The sequence below is a fragment of the Prosthecomicrobium sp. N25 genome (genome assembly GCF_037203705.1).
Lineage (GTDB): Bacteria > Pseudomonadota > Alphaproteobacteria > Rhizobiales > Ancalomicrobiaceae > Prosthecodimorpha.
This window is the reverse complement of record NZ_JBBCAT010000002.1, coordinates 584,231-600,247: the sequence shown is the minus strand read 5'-3', so window position 1 is coordinate 600,247 and position 16,017 is coordinate 584,231. Positions and strand designations below refer to the sequence as shown.

Sequence of the window (16,017 nt, the reverse complement as noted above, 5' to 3'; positions counted from 1 at the left end):
CAGAAAGGAACCTCCCGTGGGCTACGTCATCTCCCCGCCGCCGGTCGTCACGCTTCCCGTCCTGGGCACGGACGACACCTTCCCGGTCCGGCGGATCTACTGCATCGGCCGCAACTACGCGGAGCACGCCATCGAGATGGGGCACGACCCCTCCAAGGAGCCGCCCTTCTTCTTCCAGAAGAACCCGGACAACCTCCTCGTCGAGGGCCAGGACTTTCCCTTCCCGCCCAAGTCGAAGGACGTCCATTTCGAGATCGAGCTCGTCGTCGCGCTGAAGAGCGGCGGCGCGAACATCCCGGTCGACCGCGCCCTCGACCATGTCTTCGGCTACGCCATCGGCCTCGACATGACCCGCCGCGACCTGCAGGGCGAGGCCAAGAAGCTCGGCCGTCCCTGGGAGATCGGCAAGGCCTTCGAGCATTCCGCCCCTTGCGGCCCGATCCACCCCGTTTCGAAGGTCGGCCATCCCGCCTCCGGCGCCATCTGGCTCGAGGTCAACGGCGAGATGCGCCAGAAGGGCGACGTCAACCAGATGATCTGGAAGGTGCCGGAGATGATCTCCTACCTGTCCGAATACTTCGTCCTGGCGCCCGGCGACCTGATCATGTCCGGCACCCCCGCCGGCGTCGGCGCCGTCAAGGCCGGCGACCGCCTTCGCGGCCATGTCGACGGCGTCGGCGACCTGAACGTGAGCGTCGTCTGAAGTCCCGGGCTCTCGCCCGACCTTGGGCGGACTGACGATCCGAGATGCCCGGGCCTCCGTCCCGGGCATCCGCGCGTCGGGGCCGACCCGGCCCGCTTCACGCCGTCCGGAACGTCCCCTCGACGATCGTCGCGGTCCGACGGTAGTGCGCCTCCAGGAGCGCGGTCGCGGCCGGGATGTCGCCGGCCACCGCGGCCTCCATGATCTCCCGGTGCTCGTCCGGCCCCTGCCGGGCCGGATAGACCTGCGCGGCGGCGAGACGGCGGTAGCGGTCCGCCTGGTCGCGCATGTCGCGGCAGTAGCCGATCAGCCAGCTCGACCCGCAATTGGCGATCAGCGCCTGGTGGAACTCACGGTGACGCTCCTCCCAGGCCGGGTTGAAGCTGTAGGTCGTGGCGTCCAGCGAGCGCGGCGTCCGCGACAGGCGGTGGAAAGCGAGGACCACCCCCTCCTCCCAGGCCTCCGTCCGGTTGCGCATGGACTCGCCGAGCGCCAGCGTCTCCAGCCAGCAGCGCGTCTTCACCAGTTCCTCGAGCCTGTCGAGGCTGACCGGCGCCACGTAGAAGCCGCGCTGGTCCCGCCGCTCGACCAGCCCTTCCGAGGACAGCCGGTTGAGCGCCTCGCGCACCGGGCTCGCCCCGACGCCGTAGCGCTCGCAGACGAACTCGATGCGCAGCTTCAGGCCCGGCGACAGGGCCCCGGCCAGGATGTCGTCCCGGATCCGGTCGTAGGCGGTGCTCGCGATCGTGCGGGCGACTTGCTCGTTCATTGAAGGTCGCGTCGGTTCGGCGGCTCGACCTCCAAAATATCGACAACCACGCCCGCCAGCAAGTTTTGTATATGTTTCACCTGGCGCGCCCGCCCGCATCACCCTCCTACCCGAACATGTCCGCCGTGATCCCCGCGTACCATCCGAGCGACTCCTCGTAGGTCTTCTTGCGCAGTTCCGCCGGCTCCGCCGTCTTCGACACGAAGCCCTCGACCTCCTTGATCTTCTCCGGCGAGGGCTCGTAGCGGCCGCCGACCTTCACGCCGTCGTCCGTCTCGATCAGGCTCCAGCAGGTGTTGGTGTAGCGGGCCGGGAAGGCCTTGGCGTCGGTCAGCTCGGAGCGGATCACCATGGCGGCGACCTTCGCCTGGCTGTTGGCCGAGAAGGCCGACTTTGGCATGTCGCCGGCCACGCAGGCGTCGCCGAGCACGAAGACCGCCGGATCCACGGCCGACTTCATCGTCGCCGGGTCGATGGCGCAGTAGCCGCCGGCGGGCGCCAGCCCCGCCTCGCGCGCGATCGCGCCCGCCATCTGGGCCGGGATGACGTTGACGAGCGCCGCCTCGTAGGTCTCGAAGCCGGTCACCACCGTGTTGGTCTTCGGGTCGACCGACTTCACCCCGTCGTGCACCCCCGGGGCGAGCCATTCCACCATCCCCGGATAGTGCTTCTCCCAGCCCTCCTGGAAGAGCCCCATCTTCGAGAAGCGCTCCTTCGGATCGAGCACCACGATCTTCGACTTCGTCCGGCCCGTGGCTTTGAGAAGATGCGCCATCATGGAGACCCGCTCGTAGGGGCCCGGCGGGCAGCGGTAGGGATTGGGCGGCGCCACCATGACGATCAGCCCGCCGTCCGGCACGGCGTCGAGCCGGGCTTTCAGGAGTTGGGTCTGCCGGCCCGGCTTCCAGGCGTGCGGCATGGCCTCCTCGGCCTCCCGGCTCCAGCCGGGGACGCTGTCGTACTTGAGATCGATGCCTGGGGAGACGACCAGCCGGTCGTAGGGCAGCGTCGACCCGTCGGCGAGCCGCACCAGCTTCTTGTCCCGGTCGATCCCGGTCGCCCGCTGGTGGTTGATCGTCAGTCCGGGTTCGGCGGCGAGCCGGTCGTAGCCATGCACGATGGACTCGTAGCTGCGGAAGCCGCCGAGGTAGAGGTTGGAGAAGAAGCAGGTCTGGTAGGTCCGGCCCTCCTCCACGAGCGTCACCTCGATCGCGCCCTTCGAGTCCTTCGCGATGTAGCGGGCCGCCGTCGCCCCGCCGGCGCCGCCGCCGATCACCACGACCTTCGGCTTCCCCTGGCCGCGCACCGCCGGCGCCCCGATCAGCCCGGCGCCCGCGAAGGCGAGGCCGCCCGCCAGGATGGTTCTGCGCGTGGTCTGCATGGTCTCCCTCCCGATCGCTCTCCCGGAGTTCCCGTGCGGCCGCGACGCCACCGGGCCCCTCTTGTCGTCTCCCGGACGCCGGCCCGACGGGACCGGTCGTCCGGGGCGGAGTATAGCGTCACCGCTGCGATTTCATCACCAGAATACCGCCCCGCCGGGCACGCATGGCCGGGCGGCGGCTAGGGACCCGGAACTCAGGCGGTCGCCGGGCGGCGCCGGCCGAGGAGCGGCCCGTAGGCGCCGAGGAAGGTCCCGAAGGCGACGATCCAGCCGAGCGCGGCGACATGCATCAGCACGAAGCCGTCCGGTGCGAACGCCATGGCGACCCGGGCGGCCGCCGCCCCCACGATCGCGGCGTAGAGCGCCTGCGTGGCCCGCGAGGCGACCAGCGGCCGGCCCGTGTGGCCGAGGCTCGCGCGCGTCATCACCGCCAGCGTCATGGTGCCGATCGCTCCGATCCCGAAGGCGTGGAAGCCGGCCGCCGACGACACCGTCCCGGGTGCGGCCGCGTGCAGGGCGGCGAGGAGGAAGCCGACCGGCAGGAACCCGTAGCCGACATGCAGCACCAGAACGAGCCGGTCCGGCACCGTATGGAAGCCCTTCCAGCGGGCGAGCCGGGCGGCGCTGGCGGCCGCCGCCGCGGCGAGCGCCGCCGCGGTGAAGAGGCCTTCCGGACGGACCGTCCAGGCGAGCAGGCCCAGGCCCATGACCGCCATGGCGGCCTTGTCGAAGCGGCCGAAGGGGGCCGGCTTGATCGTCGCCTTGCCGTTGCGGGCGAGCCAGTTCTGCGTGAAGCTCGGCACGATCCGGCCGCCGATCAGGCCGATCAGCATCAGCACCACCGAGAAGCCGGCCCGCGTCGCGACCGACGCCGTGCCGGTGATCGCCGCCTCGGCGTGGAAAGCCCCGTTGGCGAGGCCGAGCACCAGCACCATGGCCACCACCGGAAGATTGCGCAGGTTGCCGGCCGCGTGCACCTCCCGGGCCGCTACCGCGGCCATCGTCACCAGGAAGGCCACGTCCACCACCCCCGCCGCGGCCGGACCCCACAGGGCCGAGCCCGCGACCGCGATCCGGCCCGCCGCCCAGAGACCGACGAGCCCCGCGAGCGGAGCGCCCACGACCGGCAGCCGCCCGGTCCAGTTCGGGATGGCGGTCAGCAGGAAGCCCCCGATCACCGCCGGGGCGAAGCCGAACAGCATCTCGTGGACGTGCCAGTCGACGGGAGAGAAGGCGGTCGGAAGCTGCAGGTGCCCCTCGAAGACGGGCAGCCAGAGCAGCATGGCCACGACGCCCCAAAGCGCCGCGGCGAGGAAGAAGGGGCGGAAGCCCCAGGAGAAGACGGCGGGGCCGCGGAAGGCGCGGGCGGTTTCGCTGGTTCCGGTCACGGGATTGCCTCCGGTCGAGAAGTCTGTCGGTCGGACCAGGGTGGCCTGTCCGCGCCGGCCCGCCCTGGACATCCGTCAAGCGGCCGGCCGGAGGACCCGGGGATCAGAGGCCGAGCCGGGCGAGAAGGCCCGGCTCGTCGCGCACGAGGCGCAGGCCGAGGTTGGCGGGCGGCACGCCGGCCGAGCAGGCCCCGCCCTTGGGATCGCGGACGAACGCGGTCATGGTGGCCCGGTGCAGGCCTTCCACCACCCGCACCCCGCAATTCTCGAGCGCTGCGTCGCGCCCCGCCTCCAGGCGGACGCGCACGTAGCAGGTGGACGTCCACTCCCAGACGTTGCCGGCGAGGTCCAGGAGACCATGCTCGTTCGCGCCCCAGCCGCCGATCGGACGGACCGCCTTGTCGGGCGCACCGGCGCGCTCCGCCTCCGCCTCGTAGGCGGCGAGCCAGCGCCGTGCCGGGTCGTCCGGGTCGCCGCCGGCGGACAGCGCGTCGTCGCGATAGCGCGATCCGGCCGCCAGCGCCCATTCCCGATCGGTGGGCAGGCGCCAGCGCCGGCCGGTCCGGGCCGAGAGCCAGGCCGCATACGCCACCGCGTCCTGGTGGGACAGGCCGACGGCGGGTCGGTCCGCCGCGCCCTCGTCGTCGAGGGCGCGGCAGGCCCGCTGCGCCACGCAGGCGTCGTACTCGGCGCGGATCACCTGCCGCTTCTGGATGGCGAAGGAAGTCCGGGACTCGATCCGCACCAGCGGGGCGTCCACGGGCCGGCCGTGGTCGAGGAATTCGCCGGCGTCCCTGTAGAGGACCGGACCGCCGCGGATCGCGATGGTGCCGTCGTCCTCGACGGGCGAGAACCCCTGCAGCAGCGACAGCGCACCGAGGGCGACGAAGCCGAGGGACAGGATCTTCGGACCGAACCGCATGGGAGGTCTCCCGCCGGACGGAGGAGAGGAGAGGTCGGAGGACGGTCCGTGTCGGGACCGGGCCGTCCTCCGCGCGGGCGTCACTGGCCCACGATGGGTGCCGGTGCGCTCACCTGCTTCATGAGGTCGTTGTTCCAGGTGCCCTCGACCTTGACATGGGCCGTGGCGCCGAGTTCGGCCGCCTCGATGAGATTGTGGTTCACGTAGGCGTAGATGCCGGGCTGCAGGAAGGTGTAGACGGCCGCCGCCGCGCTGCCGCCGCGCACGAACCAGGTCTCCAGGTCCTTCTCGGGCCGGTTGTTGAACTTGCCCGTCTCCCAGACCCAGTCGCCGTGCCCGCCGATCAGATGCGGGCGCGTGTCGCGGTTGGCGCTGGAATGGATAAACAGCACCGTCTCGCCGACCTTCGCCGTCATGGCGTTCTTGCCCGTCAGCGCGCCCTTGCGGCCGTTGAAGACCACATGCGTGGGGATGAGGCCCTTCATGACCTCGAGGGTCTCGCCGTAGGCATCCCCGGGGCTCTCGTAGCTCTTGTAGCGCCCCTTCTCGTCCTTCGGGATGTAGAGGTCGAACTCGCCGATCGTATAGGCCCGGTCGTAGCGGACGGGCGTGCCGTCAGCGTCCTTCAGGCCGTCGCGCGGCAGGACCATGATGGTGCCGCTCATGCCGCTGACCACGTGCCAGGGCACCATGCCGGGAGGGGCGCAGTGGTACACGAAGGTGCCCGCCCGGGTGGCCTTGAAGCGCAGGGTGGTCTGCTCGCCCGGATTCACGAAGGTGAGCTGGGCGCCCCCGAGCGCGCCGGTCGCGGCGTGGAAGTCGATGTTGTGCGGCATCGAGTTGGTGGCCGGGTTGATCAGCGTCAGCTCGACGTAGTCGCCCTCGTGCACGACCATCGTCGGGCCCGGCATCGAACCGTCGAACGTCATGGCCTGGAACGTCGTGCCCTGTTCGTCGACGACGACCGTCTTCTCCTGGATGGTCATCCGGAACTCGACGACCTTGGGGCCTCCCCGGGCCACCTGGTCGTGGGCCATGACGGCCGGCGGCGGCACGAGCGTGGCCCGGACCCGCTCGAGCTTCGCGGCGAGGTCGGGGCCGCCGGCGCCGGCGGCAGGGTTGGCGGTCTCGTCCGCCACGGCGGGTACCGCGGCCAGGATCGCGGCGAGGGCGGTGCCGATCAGGGCGGTGCGGCGGGTCAACATGGCTCTGTCCTTCTCTCGTCCAGTTCTTTCTGACGGGAGGACTAGACACCCGGACGACCCCGCTCTTGTTGTCAAAAGACAAACAAGAACGAGATCCCGCCTACGATCATCCACCTAGGGATGTTTACGCGACCGGGCGGCCGCGCCGCCCGCTTCAGCGCACCAGGTGCCGGTAGATGGCCGGCAAGGCCGTCGGCAGACGCTCGGGATTCGACACGATGGCATGCGCCCCGCGGCCGAAGATGTAGGGGAAGTAGTCCCGGCCGGCCTCGTCGACCGTGACCCCGAACACCCTGAGTCCCTCCTCGCGAGCCTCGCGGATCGCCATCCGGGTATCCTCGATCCCGTAGCGGCCTTCGTAGTAGTCGATGTCGTTCGGCTTGCCGTCGGTCAGGACCAGGAGCAACCGATGCCGGTGCGGCCGTTCGGCGAGGCCGCGCGCCACGTGTCGGACGGCGGCCCCCATCCGCGTGTACTCGCCGGGCTTCAGCGCCTCGATGCGTCGTGTCACGGCCCGCCCGAGCGTTTCGTCGTAGCCCTTCACTGTGTCGACCCGCACCGCGCCGCGCTTGCGGGACGTAAAGGTGAAGATCGCATGTTCGTCGCCGCAGGCGGTCAGCCCGTGGGTGAGCGCCAGCAGCGCGGCTTTCTCGACGTCGAGAACCCGGTGTGTCCCGATCCAGGCGTCGGTGGAGAGCGACACGTCCATCAGCACGGCGACCGAGAGGTCGCGGTCGATCGCGCGGCTCGCCACGAAGAGCCGCTCGGTGCCGGGGCCTCCGGCCCTGCGATCCGCCACGTCCCGGACGAGCGCGGCGAGGTCCAGGTCGTCCCCGTCCGCCTGTCCCGGGAGCAGCACCCGCTTCGGCCGGAGCGCCTCGAACTGGCGGCGAACCGACGCGATCTGCCGCTGCATGGCGGCGTCCGGCGCCCAGTCCTCGCCGGTCGAAGGAGCGAGCCCCGGCAGGACGCGGCAATGGTCGGGGCGATGCGCCTGCTTCTTCCAATCCCATTCCGGATAGGTCGCGGCCCCCGCGAGGGCGTCGCCCTCCGCGTCGGCCGGCGCGAGGTCGAGGTCCATCTTCAGCCGCGTCGCGGCCCGCTTCTGGTTCGCCCCGATGGTCAGGTCCGGCAGGTCGTCGGCCGCCTGGCGGGCGCCCTCCTCGTCGTCGTCCTCCACCTTCCGGTTCACGTTGACCATCTCGGCAAGCGAGAAGATCGTCTCGAACCGATGGAGCACCAGCGGGTCGTCGCGATCGGACTGGTCCGTGTCGCGCCGCTCCGCCTTGCGGCGGCGCGCATCGACCGTCACGGACCGCCCGTCCGGGTCCTCCGCCTGCTCGGGCCGCCCGGATCCCGTGCCGGCCTCCACGGCACCGAACAGCGGGATGGGCAGGAAGGGCCGGTAGCCGCGCGGCGCCGCGAAGCAGGAGAGGTCGGTGCGCCGGTCCTCGATCGCGTCGAGATGCGGCAGGGCCGCGGGCCGCGCCGCCCCCAGGATCGCCCGGATCGCCGCCTCCACGTCGGCTTCGGCCGGCGGCAGCGAACGGACGGGGCGGACGGCCAGCGTGGCGGCCCGGAGCCGGTGGTAGATCCTGCCGAGCCCCGGCCAGGCCGCCAGCGCCGCCGCGCTCGCCGCGACCGCCGCCCGCAGCCTCAGGAGATCGGCCCGCAGGGGATCGGGGTCGGTCGGCACCGGCCCCGCCACCGCGAACCAGGCGACCAGCCATTCGTAGAGGAGCGCGTTGTCGGCGGCGTCGGGATAGACGTCGACGACCGGAGGGAGCCGCAACGTGGTGGCGTCGAGCGCCGGCTGGGCGAGTTTCTCGGCGCCGATCCCGATGCGGGCGGCGAGGCCGAGCCGGTGCCGCGACACCGTCGGAGCGCTCTCGGCGAGCCGCAGCGCCGGCGCGCCCCCGAAGGCCCGGAACATCACCCCGAGCCGACCGCGCACCGCCTCCAGGCGCACCGCGGCGGCCGGATGCCGCCGATAGCTGCCGGCCCCGCCGACCAGCCGGTGCCACACGAGGCCGACCGTCTCCTCCGGTTCGAACAGCGACATGAAATCACCCGAGCGCGATGTCGGCGACGCGGGCGAGCGCCTGCAGGACCTGCGGGTCGTCGGTCAGCGGCTGCAGGAGCGCCGCCTCGAGGGCGAGCGCCGGCTTCACGCCGTCGCGGATCAGGGTCGCGGCGTAGACGACGAGGCGGGTCGAGGCCCCCTCTTCGAGGTCCTGGTCCTTGAGGCCGCGCAGCGCGTTGGCGACCCTGACGAGCGGCAGGCACCGGTCCTTCGGCAGCCCGCTTTCGGCCGCGACGATCTCGGCCTCGACCTCCGGAGCCGGGAAGCCGAACTCGAGCGCCACGAAACGCTGGCGGGTCGACGGCTTCAGCGCCTTGAGGACGTTCTGGTAGCCCGGGTTGTACGAGACCACGATCATGAACTCCGGCGGCGCCTTGAGGAGTTCGCCGGTCCGCTCCAGCGGCAGCACGCGCCGGTCGTCGGTGACCGGGTGCAGGACGACCGTGACGTCCTTGCGCGCCTCGACGACCTCGTCGAGATACACGATGGCGCCTTCCCGAACGGCGCGCGTCAGCGGCCCGTCGACCCAGACGGTCTCGCCGCCCTTCAGGAGGTGGCGCCCGGTCAGGTCCGCCGCCGTCAGGTCGTCGTGGCACGAGACCGTATAGAGAGGACGGCCGAGCCTGGCGGCCATGTGGGCGACGAAACGGGTCTTGCCGCAGCCCGTCGGGCCCTTGAGGAGCACCGGCAGGCGATTGCGCCAGGCGTGCTCGAAGAGCGTGCATTCGGCGCCCGCGGGCGCGTAGTAGGGAACGGCGCCGAGCAGGCTCGGCTGTGGCCGGGGCATCGCGGTCATCGGGGAACTCCGGGGACGGGATCGGGGATGAGGGGCCGCGGACCGGCGGCCGGCCGGTCCGGGGAGGAATGCCGCCGGCGGGAGCCGGCGGCGGCAGCGACGAGGGGGCGCCGGGCGGGCCGGCGCCCGCTCGCTCATTCCGCCGGCTGCATCGCGCCGAGCGGCACGGCCTTGCGCGCCGGCACCGGGCCGAAGACCGACCAGATGTAGAGCACGGCGGCCACGGCCACGACCACCCCGGCTCCGAGCCGGACCCAGTAGAACGGGGCGATCTGGTCCTGCACCTCCATGTAGCCCATGCCCAGGACGCGCTGCAGGTGGATCTGGATGGCGCCCGCGAAGGTGAGCGCGAAGGTCATCACCGCCATCCCGGTCGTCATCAGCCAGAAGGACAGCATGTTGAGGGTCTGCCCATAGGGCTGCCGGCCCCGGAGATACGGCATCGCGTAGGAGATCAGCGCCAGGTTCAGCATCACATAGGCGCCGAAGAAAGCGAGGTGGCCGTGCGCGGCGGTGACCTGGGTGCCGTGGCTGTAGTAGTTCACGAAGCTCAGCGTGTGCATGAAGCCCCAGATGCCCGCGCCGAAGAAGGCCCCGACCGTGCAGCCGAGGGACCACAGCATGGCGGCCCGGTTCGGATGGTCGCGGCGGCCGCGGAACATCATCGAGAAGGCAAAGATCACCATCGCGAAGAAGGGGGCGATCTCGAGCGCCGAGAAGATCGAGCCGATCCACTGCCAGTAGCCCGGGGCGCCGATCCAGTAGTAGTGGTGGCCGGTGCCGAGCAGACCCGAGAAGAGGGCGAGCCCGACGATCGAGTAGAGCCACTTCTCGATGACTTCGCGGTCGACGCCCGTCATCTTGATCATCAGGAAGGCGAGCACCGAGGCCATCACCAGTTCCCACACGCCCTCGACCCAGAGGTGGACGATGTACCACCAGTAGATCTTGTCGAGCGCAATGTTGGACGGCGTGTAGAAGGCGAACAGCCAGAACACCGCGATGCCCCAGAGCCCGAGCAGGAGCACGCTGGTCACCGCCGTCCGCCGGCCCTTCAGGACCGTCATGGAGACGTTGTAGAGGAAGATCAGGGCGACCACGACGATCGCCGCCTTGATCCACAGCGGCTGCTCCAGGAACTCGCGGCCCTCGTGGATGCGCAGCGTGTAGCCGGCCACCGCCGACAGCGCCCCGGCCATCAGCAGGCCGAGCTGCACGTAGGCGAGCGTCGGGCTCTCGATGTCGCGCTCGGCCTCCTCGGGGACGAGGTAGTATGCGCAGCCGAAGAAGCCCATCAGGAGCCAGACGATCAGCGCATTGGTGTGGATCATCCGGATGATGTTGAAGGGCAGGAGCTCGGACAACAGGTTCGGCTTCACGTAGACCGTGCCGGCGAGCGCGCCGGCCAGGATCTGGACGGCGAAGAGAACCATGGCGCCGGCAAAGTACCAGTAGGCCACGCGTTGGGATGCATATTTCATGGCTGGCCTCCTCAGCCGGCGTCGTTCGGGGGCCAGCCCTGAGTATTGATGCGGCTGGTCCATTCGAGGAAATCGACGAGGTCGTTGAGATCCTGGTCGCTGAGATTGAAGTGCGGCATCTGCCGGCGTCCCTCGATCCCGGTCGGCTGCGACTGGATCCAGGCGATCAGGCTCTCGCGCGCGCCCTTCGGATCCTTCTTGCCGCCGTAGCGGACCCACACGTTGCCGAGCTCCGGCGCGAAATAGGCGCCTTCGCCGAGCAAGGAGTGGCAGTTGATGCAGGCGTTCTTCTCCCAGATCGTCTTGCCGTTCACCACGCTCGGCGACAGCGTCGCCGTGTCGGTGGACCGGTTGAGGATGTGCCAGTGGCTCTGGGCCGTCAGGCTCAGGAAGACCAGGAAGAAAAAGCCCGAGCCACCGTAGAAGATGTTCCGGGCGGCGGACTTGGTGAAGCGTTCGCTCATGGCTGGACGCTCCCTGGACAGTAGATCATCGAGACCCCCGTGCATGGTCGACTGGTTTGGCGCCCCCTCTCTGCGAGGATCGCGCCATGGCTTCGTTGTTGGAGAGCAAACAGCCACGTGCTCGTCTCGCGGCCGCCTGGGCGCGAGGCTGGTCCGGCGGACCCGCACGCGCCGTTGCGTGCAGGGCAGGTGGCGCCCGATCGGCCGCACTATCTCCACGCGAACGGGCCGGCGCCTGATCAAATGTCAAGCCTTACCGCCCCCCTCGTCGACCGGCCCGGTCCGGTCACGACGCCGTCCGGTGTCGCGCTGCGGGGCGCGAGGGCATGCCGGCTTCCGCCGCGCGCAAGGAGGACGGGGATCGAGGGTGCTCCGGGCGTGCCGAACGAGCACCGCGGGCAACCGCGGGCCGCTCCGGAGCGGTCACGTCCGGCGCGACGCCAGGTCAGGGCCGCTCGTCGGAACCGTCCTTCGTCCCCTTGCGCGACTCCGCTAAGGCGCGTTGCATGACCCAGGCCGAGACCGCCGAGAGAACCGTGACCGCCACGGCGACGACCAGGGTCGAGGCCGTGCCGTGGGGATAGGTGTCCAGGACCCTGGCGAAGAAGATCATGCATCGCTCCCGCCCGTCCGAGCACCCACCCGCACCGGGCGGCAGCCTCCAGACGCATTGGACGGAAACCCGTCCGGATCACCCTAGGGCCTCCCGGCTCCGTGTCACTCTGAATGGAAAGCCTTGCACAGGTTTTTCTTTCGGCCGGCGCCGAATCTCAGGAAAGCCGGCAATCGCGCGGACCCGTCGAACCGAACAGTCAGGAGCAGGTGGCGAGGCGCCCCGGACCGGGGCGGGGTCCGCCCCCTCCCCGGCGAACGGCGGGACCGCGCCTCGAGCGGACGCCGAGCATCCACGAGCCGGCGGTCGTGACCAAGGACAGGTCCTCGCCGTTCCGTAGAGCTATCCGGCGTCCGTACAGCAATCACGCCCGCCCATTTGCGGCAGTTTGACGAAAAACGCGGTTCTGCGACAAACATCTCCTCAACAGGTCTGCGTCAATCTCCGGTCCGAACAAGGGGGTTGCGCTCATGAAGTCGATAAGTGCCCTGCTGTTGGCTGCGCTCGCGCTCGGTGTCGTGACGACCGGCCCGTCGATCGCCCAACAGCGTCAGCCACCGGCTGCCTCGGCCCAGCTGAAGTCCAAGTTTCCCGACCTCGATCGCGCGCGGCTCGCGCAGGACTCCGCCGGCCGGATCAGCGTCATCCTCGTGCTGAAGCCCGCGGCCCCCGACTGGAAGAGCGCGCTGCGCACCGCTCCCGGCCTGGCGAGGGTGCGATCCGAGACCCGGTCCGTGCAGGACGAGGTCCTCCGCGATGCCGCCGGCATCGCGCCGGCGGACGAGCCGGGCCGCGGCGTCCGCCGCTTCGACACCTTCCCGATGCTGGCCTTCCCGGCGACCCTCGCCGAACTGGAGCGGCTGGCCAATCACCCGAAGGTGGAATCGATCCAGGTCGACGAGGGCGTCCCGCTCCAGCTCGACCAGTCCACCCCGCTGATCGGCGCCACGACCGCCTGGACCGCCGGGGCCGACGGCAGCGGCTTCGCGGTGGCGGTGCTGGACACCGGCGTCCAGCGCAGCCACCCGATGTTCACCGGCAAGATCGTGGGCGAGGCCTGCTTCTCGGGCGCCGGCAGCACCTCGGGCACGCTCTGCCCGAACGGCGCCACCACCCAGACGGGCCAGGGCGCCGCCGAGGCCTGCGCGAGCACGCTCAGCAGCAGCTGCTTCCACGGCACCCACGTCTCCGGCATCGCCATCGGCCAGAACCGCCTGACCGCCAGCCCGAAGGCCGGCACCGCCCTGAACGGATCCCTGGTTCCGGTCCAGGTCTTCACCAACGCCGGCGGAAGCCTGACGGCCTACTGGAGCGACATCATCGCCGCCCTGCAATGGGTGCTGACGCAGGACACGTCGGGCGCCTTCGGCTCGACCCGGATCGGCGCCGTGAACCTCAGCGTCGGCGGCGGGCTCTATGCCTCGGCCTGCGATTCCAGCTTCGGCGCCATGAAGAGCGCGCTCGACAGCCTGCGCGCGGCCGGCATCCTCACCGCCATCGCGGCCGGCAACAACAGCACGATCGGCAGCGTCTCGGCGCCCGGCTGCATCTCGAGCGCCATCACGGTGTCGTCGACCACCAAGTCCGACTTGCGCTCGTCCTTCAGCAACATCAGCGACGTGACGGACGTCTACGCGCCGGGCTCCAGCATCTATTCGGCGACGCTCGGCAGCGGCTACGTCTACGCATCCGGCACCTCGATGGCGGCCCCGCACGTGGCCGGCTCGATCGCCGCCATGCGCACCGCCAATCCGGCCGCCACGGCGGACCAGATCGAGGACGCCCTCAAGGTGACCGGCAAGCCGATCGCCGATTCCGGCTACACGAAGCAGAGGATCCGCGTCGACCTGGCGGCCTCGAGCCTCGCCTCGGCGACCCCGCCGCCGCCCCCGCCCCCTGCCCCGGACCCGTCGCTCGCCATCGGCCCCTCCGGCGACTACGCGGTGTCCGGCGGCTCCAAGGGCGGCTACACGCCGTCGAGCATGACCTACACGCTCACGGGCGTCGGCGGATCGGTCTCCTTCAAGGTCGACGGCAACGGCGCGACGCTCCCGGGCTGGCTCTCGGTCACCCCCACAAGCGGCACCGCGACCACCTCCGGCACCGCGGTCACACTCTCCGTCAAGTCGAGCGCCGCCCGCCAACTCGCCCCCGGCACCTATACGGCGACGGTCCGCTTCCTCAACACGCTCAATGGCCTCGGCACGGGCACCAGGACCGTGACCCTGACGAGGAGGTGAAACCGCGCCTCGGCCCCGGGGGGTCAACCGAGTTGAAGCCGATTTTACTTGGAAAGTGGTACGACCCGAACCGGGTGAACTGACTCAGCTGCGGCAGGTGCGTGGTCGCGGCGCGGAGTCAGACACACGATCCAGACAAACCGCCTCATTCCGGGGAGGACGGATCCCCCGACCTGGCGACGGCGTCCGGGGCCGCCCGGCGCCAGACCCCCAGGTTCTTCGCCCGCGCCTCCCGCATCAGTGCGCCGAGCGCCGGCGGGCCCCCCGGTGCGGCGCGCGCCCATCCGGTCCTGACCATCATCCGCGCGAGATCCTGGTCGCCCACCCGGCAGGCCGTGGCGATTTGCCGGCGGAACGGGCCGGAGGCCAGCCGGCATTCGACGGTGCGCCAGCGGATCAGCAATTCCAGGTAGCTGCGCGCCCGCTCCGCACAGGGGTCCACGATGCCGTCAAGCCCGACGCAGACCTCGCCGCGGCCGGGCGCCTGGATCCCGGCGAGCCGCACGACGCGCCCCTCCGCCGCAAGGGTATCGCCTGTGACGGCCCGGGGTGCCGTCAGGGAGGTGAACTGCCAGACCGGCTCGGCCGCTGGGGCGGCCGGCTCGGGGCGCCCTGCGGTCTCCTCGCCGGCCGCCCCATGGCTCGTCGTCGGCGGGAGTCCCGGCGCCCCGTCGAGCCCGAGGCTCCAGCCCTGCTCCCGGCCCGAGAAGCCCCGTAGCGGCCCCTGGTGGTCGAGCGCCATGGCGCCTTCGGGGTTCGGCAACGAGAACGCCCCGTCGACCGGTTCGCCCCCGACGAACGGGTCCGGCCTGGTGAAGGCGGCCAGCGGGGCGCGCCAACGCGGCTGCCGCAGGAACGTCGCCGAGCCCGGTGCGGAGCCCGCCTCGAACAGCAGCGGATCGGCGAGCGGCGTCCGGAGCGCGGCGCCGTCCAATGCGGTCGGCATGTCCAGGAGACTGCGCCCGGCGACCCGCGGCCCGCCTGGCCCGTCGGCGACCCGGCGCTCCACGGCCGCTGCGACACGCGCCGCCGCCGCGGCGGCCTCGCGCTCCGCCCCGGCCTGGCGGACGAGAACCAGGACCACGGTGCCGGCGGCGACCACGACGAGAGACGCAGCCGCCGTCCATACGATCGAGACCCGCCCCGCTGCCGCCATGGCCGACCGCACTCCAACCCAGGCGTTTCCCCCGGCCACGCCCGTTATCCATGAACACAGGCGAGCGGGCAACCGGACCACGCAGGCTTTGCCTTATGGTTTCGCATCTATTACCTCTATTCCCTCCGATCCATTTTCATCGAGAAGCTATTGATGGCCGCTTTGCTCAAAGGCCTCGTGCGCGAGAGGCAGGTTCCGATAGAGCGCATTCGGCGACTGGATGCCCTCGAGAAGATTGCCGCCTCGGTCCTGCTCCTCTTTCTGGCGGCTCGTCTTGCCGGCCCAGTCATCGGCCAGGGGGATATCGCGTCCGGCCTCTTCCTGGTTTCGGAAACCATCGTGGTGATCTTCATTCTGGCGAGACGGCCGACGGATCACCTGTCGACGCGCCCCTTCGACTGGCTCGTCGGCTTCGGAGGCACGTTGATGCCTCTGCTGGCGGTGCCGCCGGAGCCTCCGGGCCTGGTCCCCGTGCCGGTCGTCCTAGGCCTGATGCTGTTCGGATTCCTGTTCCAGATCGCCGCGAAGCTGTCCCTGCGCCGCAGCTTCGGCATCGTGGCGGCCAACCGCGGCCTGAAGGTGAGCGGCGCCTACGCGGTCACCCGCCACCCCATGTACGCCGGCTACATGATCAGCCAGACGGGCTTCCTGCTCTCCGGTCCGACGCTCTGGAACGCGCTGGTGATCCCGCTCGGCTTCATCCTGCTGTACTTCCGCATGATCGCCGAGGAGCGCGTGCTCGCCCAGGACCCGGACTACCGTCGCTACATGGAGCGGGTCCGCTTCCGGGTCCTCCCCCCCTTCCTGTGAGCCGGT

14 protein-coding genes are annotated in these 16,017 nt (G+C 70.7%); 3 read left to right on the top strand and 11 right to left on the bottom strand.

Annotation, left to right across the window (positions count from 1 at the left end):
- Positions 1-16: 16 nt before the first annotated feature.
- Positions 17-703 carry a fumarylacetoacetate hydrolase family protein gene (locus tag WBG79_RS17645; protein WP_337358496.1) on the top strand — a complete coding sequence of 229 codons (687 nt, stop codon included), beginning with the start codon at positions 17-19 and terminating at the stop codon, positions 701-703.
- 97 nt (positions 704-800) lie between these two features.
- Here WBG79_RS17645 and WBG79_RS17640 read toward each other — a convergent pair whose 3' ends face one another.
- From WBG79_RS17640 to WBG79_RS17595, 10 genes are all read right to left on the bottom strand, one after another.
- The gene (locus tag WBG79_RS17640; protein ID WP_337358495.1) at positions 801-1,472 is read right to left on the bottom strand and encodes a GntR family transcriptional regulator; all 672 of its coding nucleotides are present in this window, start codon (positions 1,470-1,472) and stop codon (positions 801-803) included.
- Positions 1,473-1,578: 106 nt separating this feature from the next.
- Positions 1,579-2,853, bottom strand: a complete 1,275-nt coding sequence (locus WBG79_RS17635; RefSeq protein WP_337358494.1) for an FCSD flavin-binding domain-containing protein — start codon at positions 2,851-2,853, stop codon at positions 1,579-1,581.
- A 194-nt stretch (positions 2,854-3,047) separates the two neighbouring features.
- The gene (locus WBG79_RS17630) at positions 3,048-4,241 is read right to left on the bottom strand and encodes an NnrS family protein (protein WP_337358493.1); all 1,194 of its coding nucleotides are present in this window, start codon (positions 4,239-4,241) and stop codon (positions 3,048-3,050) included.
- Between the two features lie 103 nt (positions 4,242-4,344).
- Positions 4,345-5,163: an SUMF1/EgtB/PvdO family nonheme iron enzyme gene (locus WBG79_RS17625; RefSeq protein WP_337358492.1), complete on the bottom strand. Its 819-nt coding sequence runs from the start codon at positions 5,161-5,163 to the stop codon at positions 4,345-4,347.
- Between the two features lie 80 nt (positions 5,164-5,243).
- Positions 5,244-6,368 (bottom strand): copper-containing nitrite reductase, encoded by a 1,125-nt coding sequence (nirK, locus tag WBG79_RS17620; RefSeq protein ID WP_337358491.1) that lies wholly within the window; start codon positions 6,366-6,368, stop codon positions 5,244-5,246.
- Between the two features lie 154 nt (positions 6,369-6,522).
- Positions 6,523-8,430, bottom strand: a complete 1,908-nt coding sequence (locus WBG79_RS17615) for a nitric oxide reductase activation protein NorD (RefSeq protein WP_337358490.1) — start codon at positions 8,428-8,430, stop codon at positions 6,523-6,525.
- A 4-nt stretch (positions 8,431-8,434) separates the two neighbouring features.
- On the bottom strand, positions 8,435-9,247 hold the full coding sequence (locus WBG79_RS17610) for a CbbQ/NirQ/NorQ/GpvN family protein (RefSeq protein WP_443147478.1): 813 nt from the start codon (positions 9,245-9,247) through the stop codon (positions 8,435-8,437).
- A 134-nt stretch (positions 9,248-9,381) separates the two neighbouring features.
- Positions 9,382-10,728 carry a cbb3-type cytochrome c oxidase subunit I gene (locus tag WBG79_RS17605; protein ID WP_337358489.1) on the bottom strand — a complete coding sequence of 449 codons (1,347 nt, stop codon included), beginning with the start codon at positions 10,726-10,728 and terminating at the stop codon, positions 9,382-9,384.
- An 11-nt stretch (positions 10,729-10,739) separates the two neighbouring features.
- Positions 10,740-11,192 (bottom strand): c-type cytochrome, encoded by a 453-nt coding sequence (locus WBG79_RS17600; protein ID WP_337358488.1) that lies wholly within the window; start codon positions 11,190-11,192, stop codon positions 10,740-10,742.
- Between the two features lie 445 nt (positions 11,193-11,637).
- Positions 11,638-11,805 (bottom strand): hypothetical protein, encoded by a 168-nt coding sequence (locus WBG79_RS17595; RefSeq protein WP_337358487.1) that lies wholly within the window; start codon positions 11,803-11,805, stop codon positions 11,638-11,640.
- A gap of 470 nt (positions 11,806-12,275) precedes the next feature.
- On the opposite strand from WBG79_RS17595, the gene WBG79_RS17590 reads away from it, so the two are divergent.
- The gene (locus tag WBG79_RS17590; RefSeq protein ID WP_337358486.1) at positions 12,276-14,045 is read left to right on the top strand and encodes a S8 family peptidase; all 1,770 of its coding nucleotides are present in this window, start codon (positions 12,276-12,278) and stop codon (positions 14,043-14,045) included.
- A 145-nt stretch (positions 14,046-14,190) separates the two neighbouring features.
- On the opposite strand, the gene WBG79_RS17585 is transcribed toward WBG79_RS17590, so the two are convergent.
- Entirely contained in the window at positions 14,191-15,201 is a 1,011-nt protein-coding gene (locus WBG79_RS17585; protein WP_337358485.1) for a thermonuclease family protein, read from the bottom strand.
- Between the two features lie 153 nt (positions 15,202-15,354).
- Here WBG79_RS17585 and WBG79_RS17580 point away from each other — a divergent pair, with 153 nt between their 5' ends.
- Positions 15,355-16,011, top strand: a complete 657-nt coding sequence (locus WBG79_RS17580) for a methyltransferase family protein (RefSeq protein WP_337358484.1) — start codon at positions 15,355-15,357, stop codon at positions 16,009-16,011.
- Positions 16,012-16,017 lie beyond the last annotated feature (6 nt).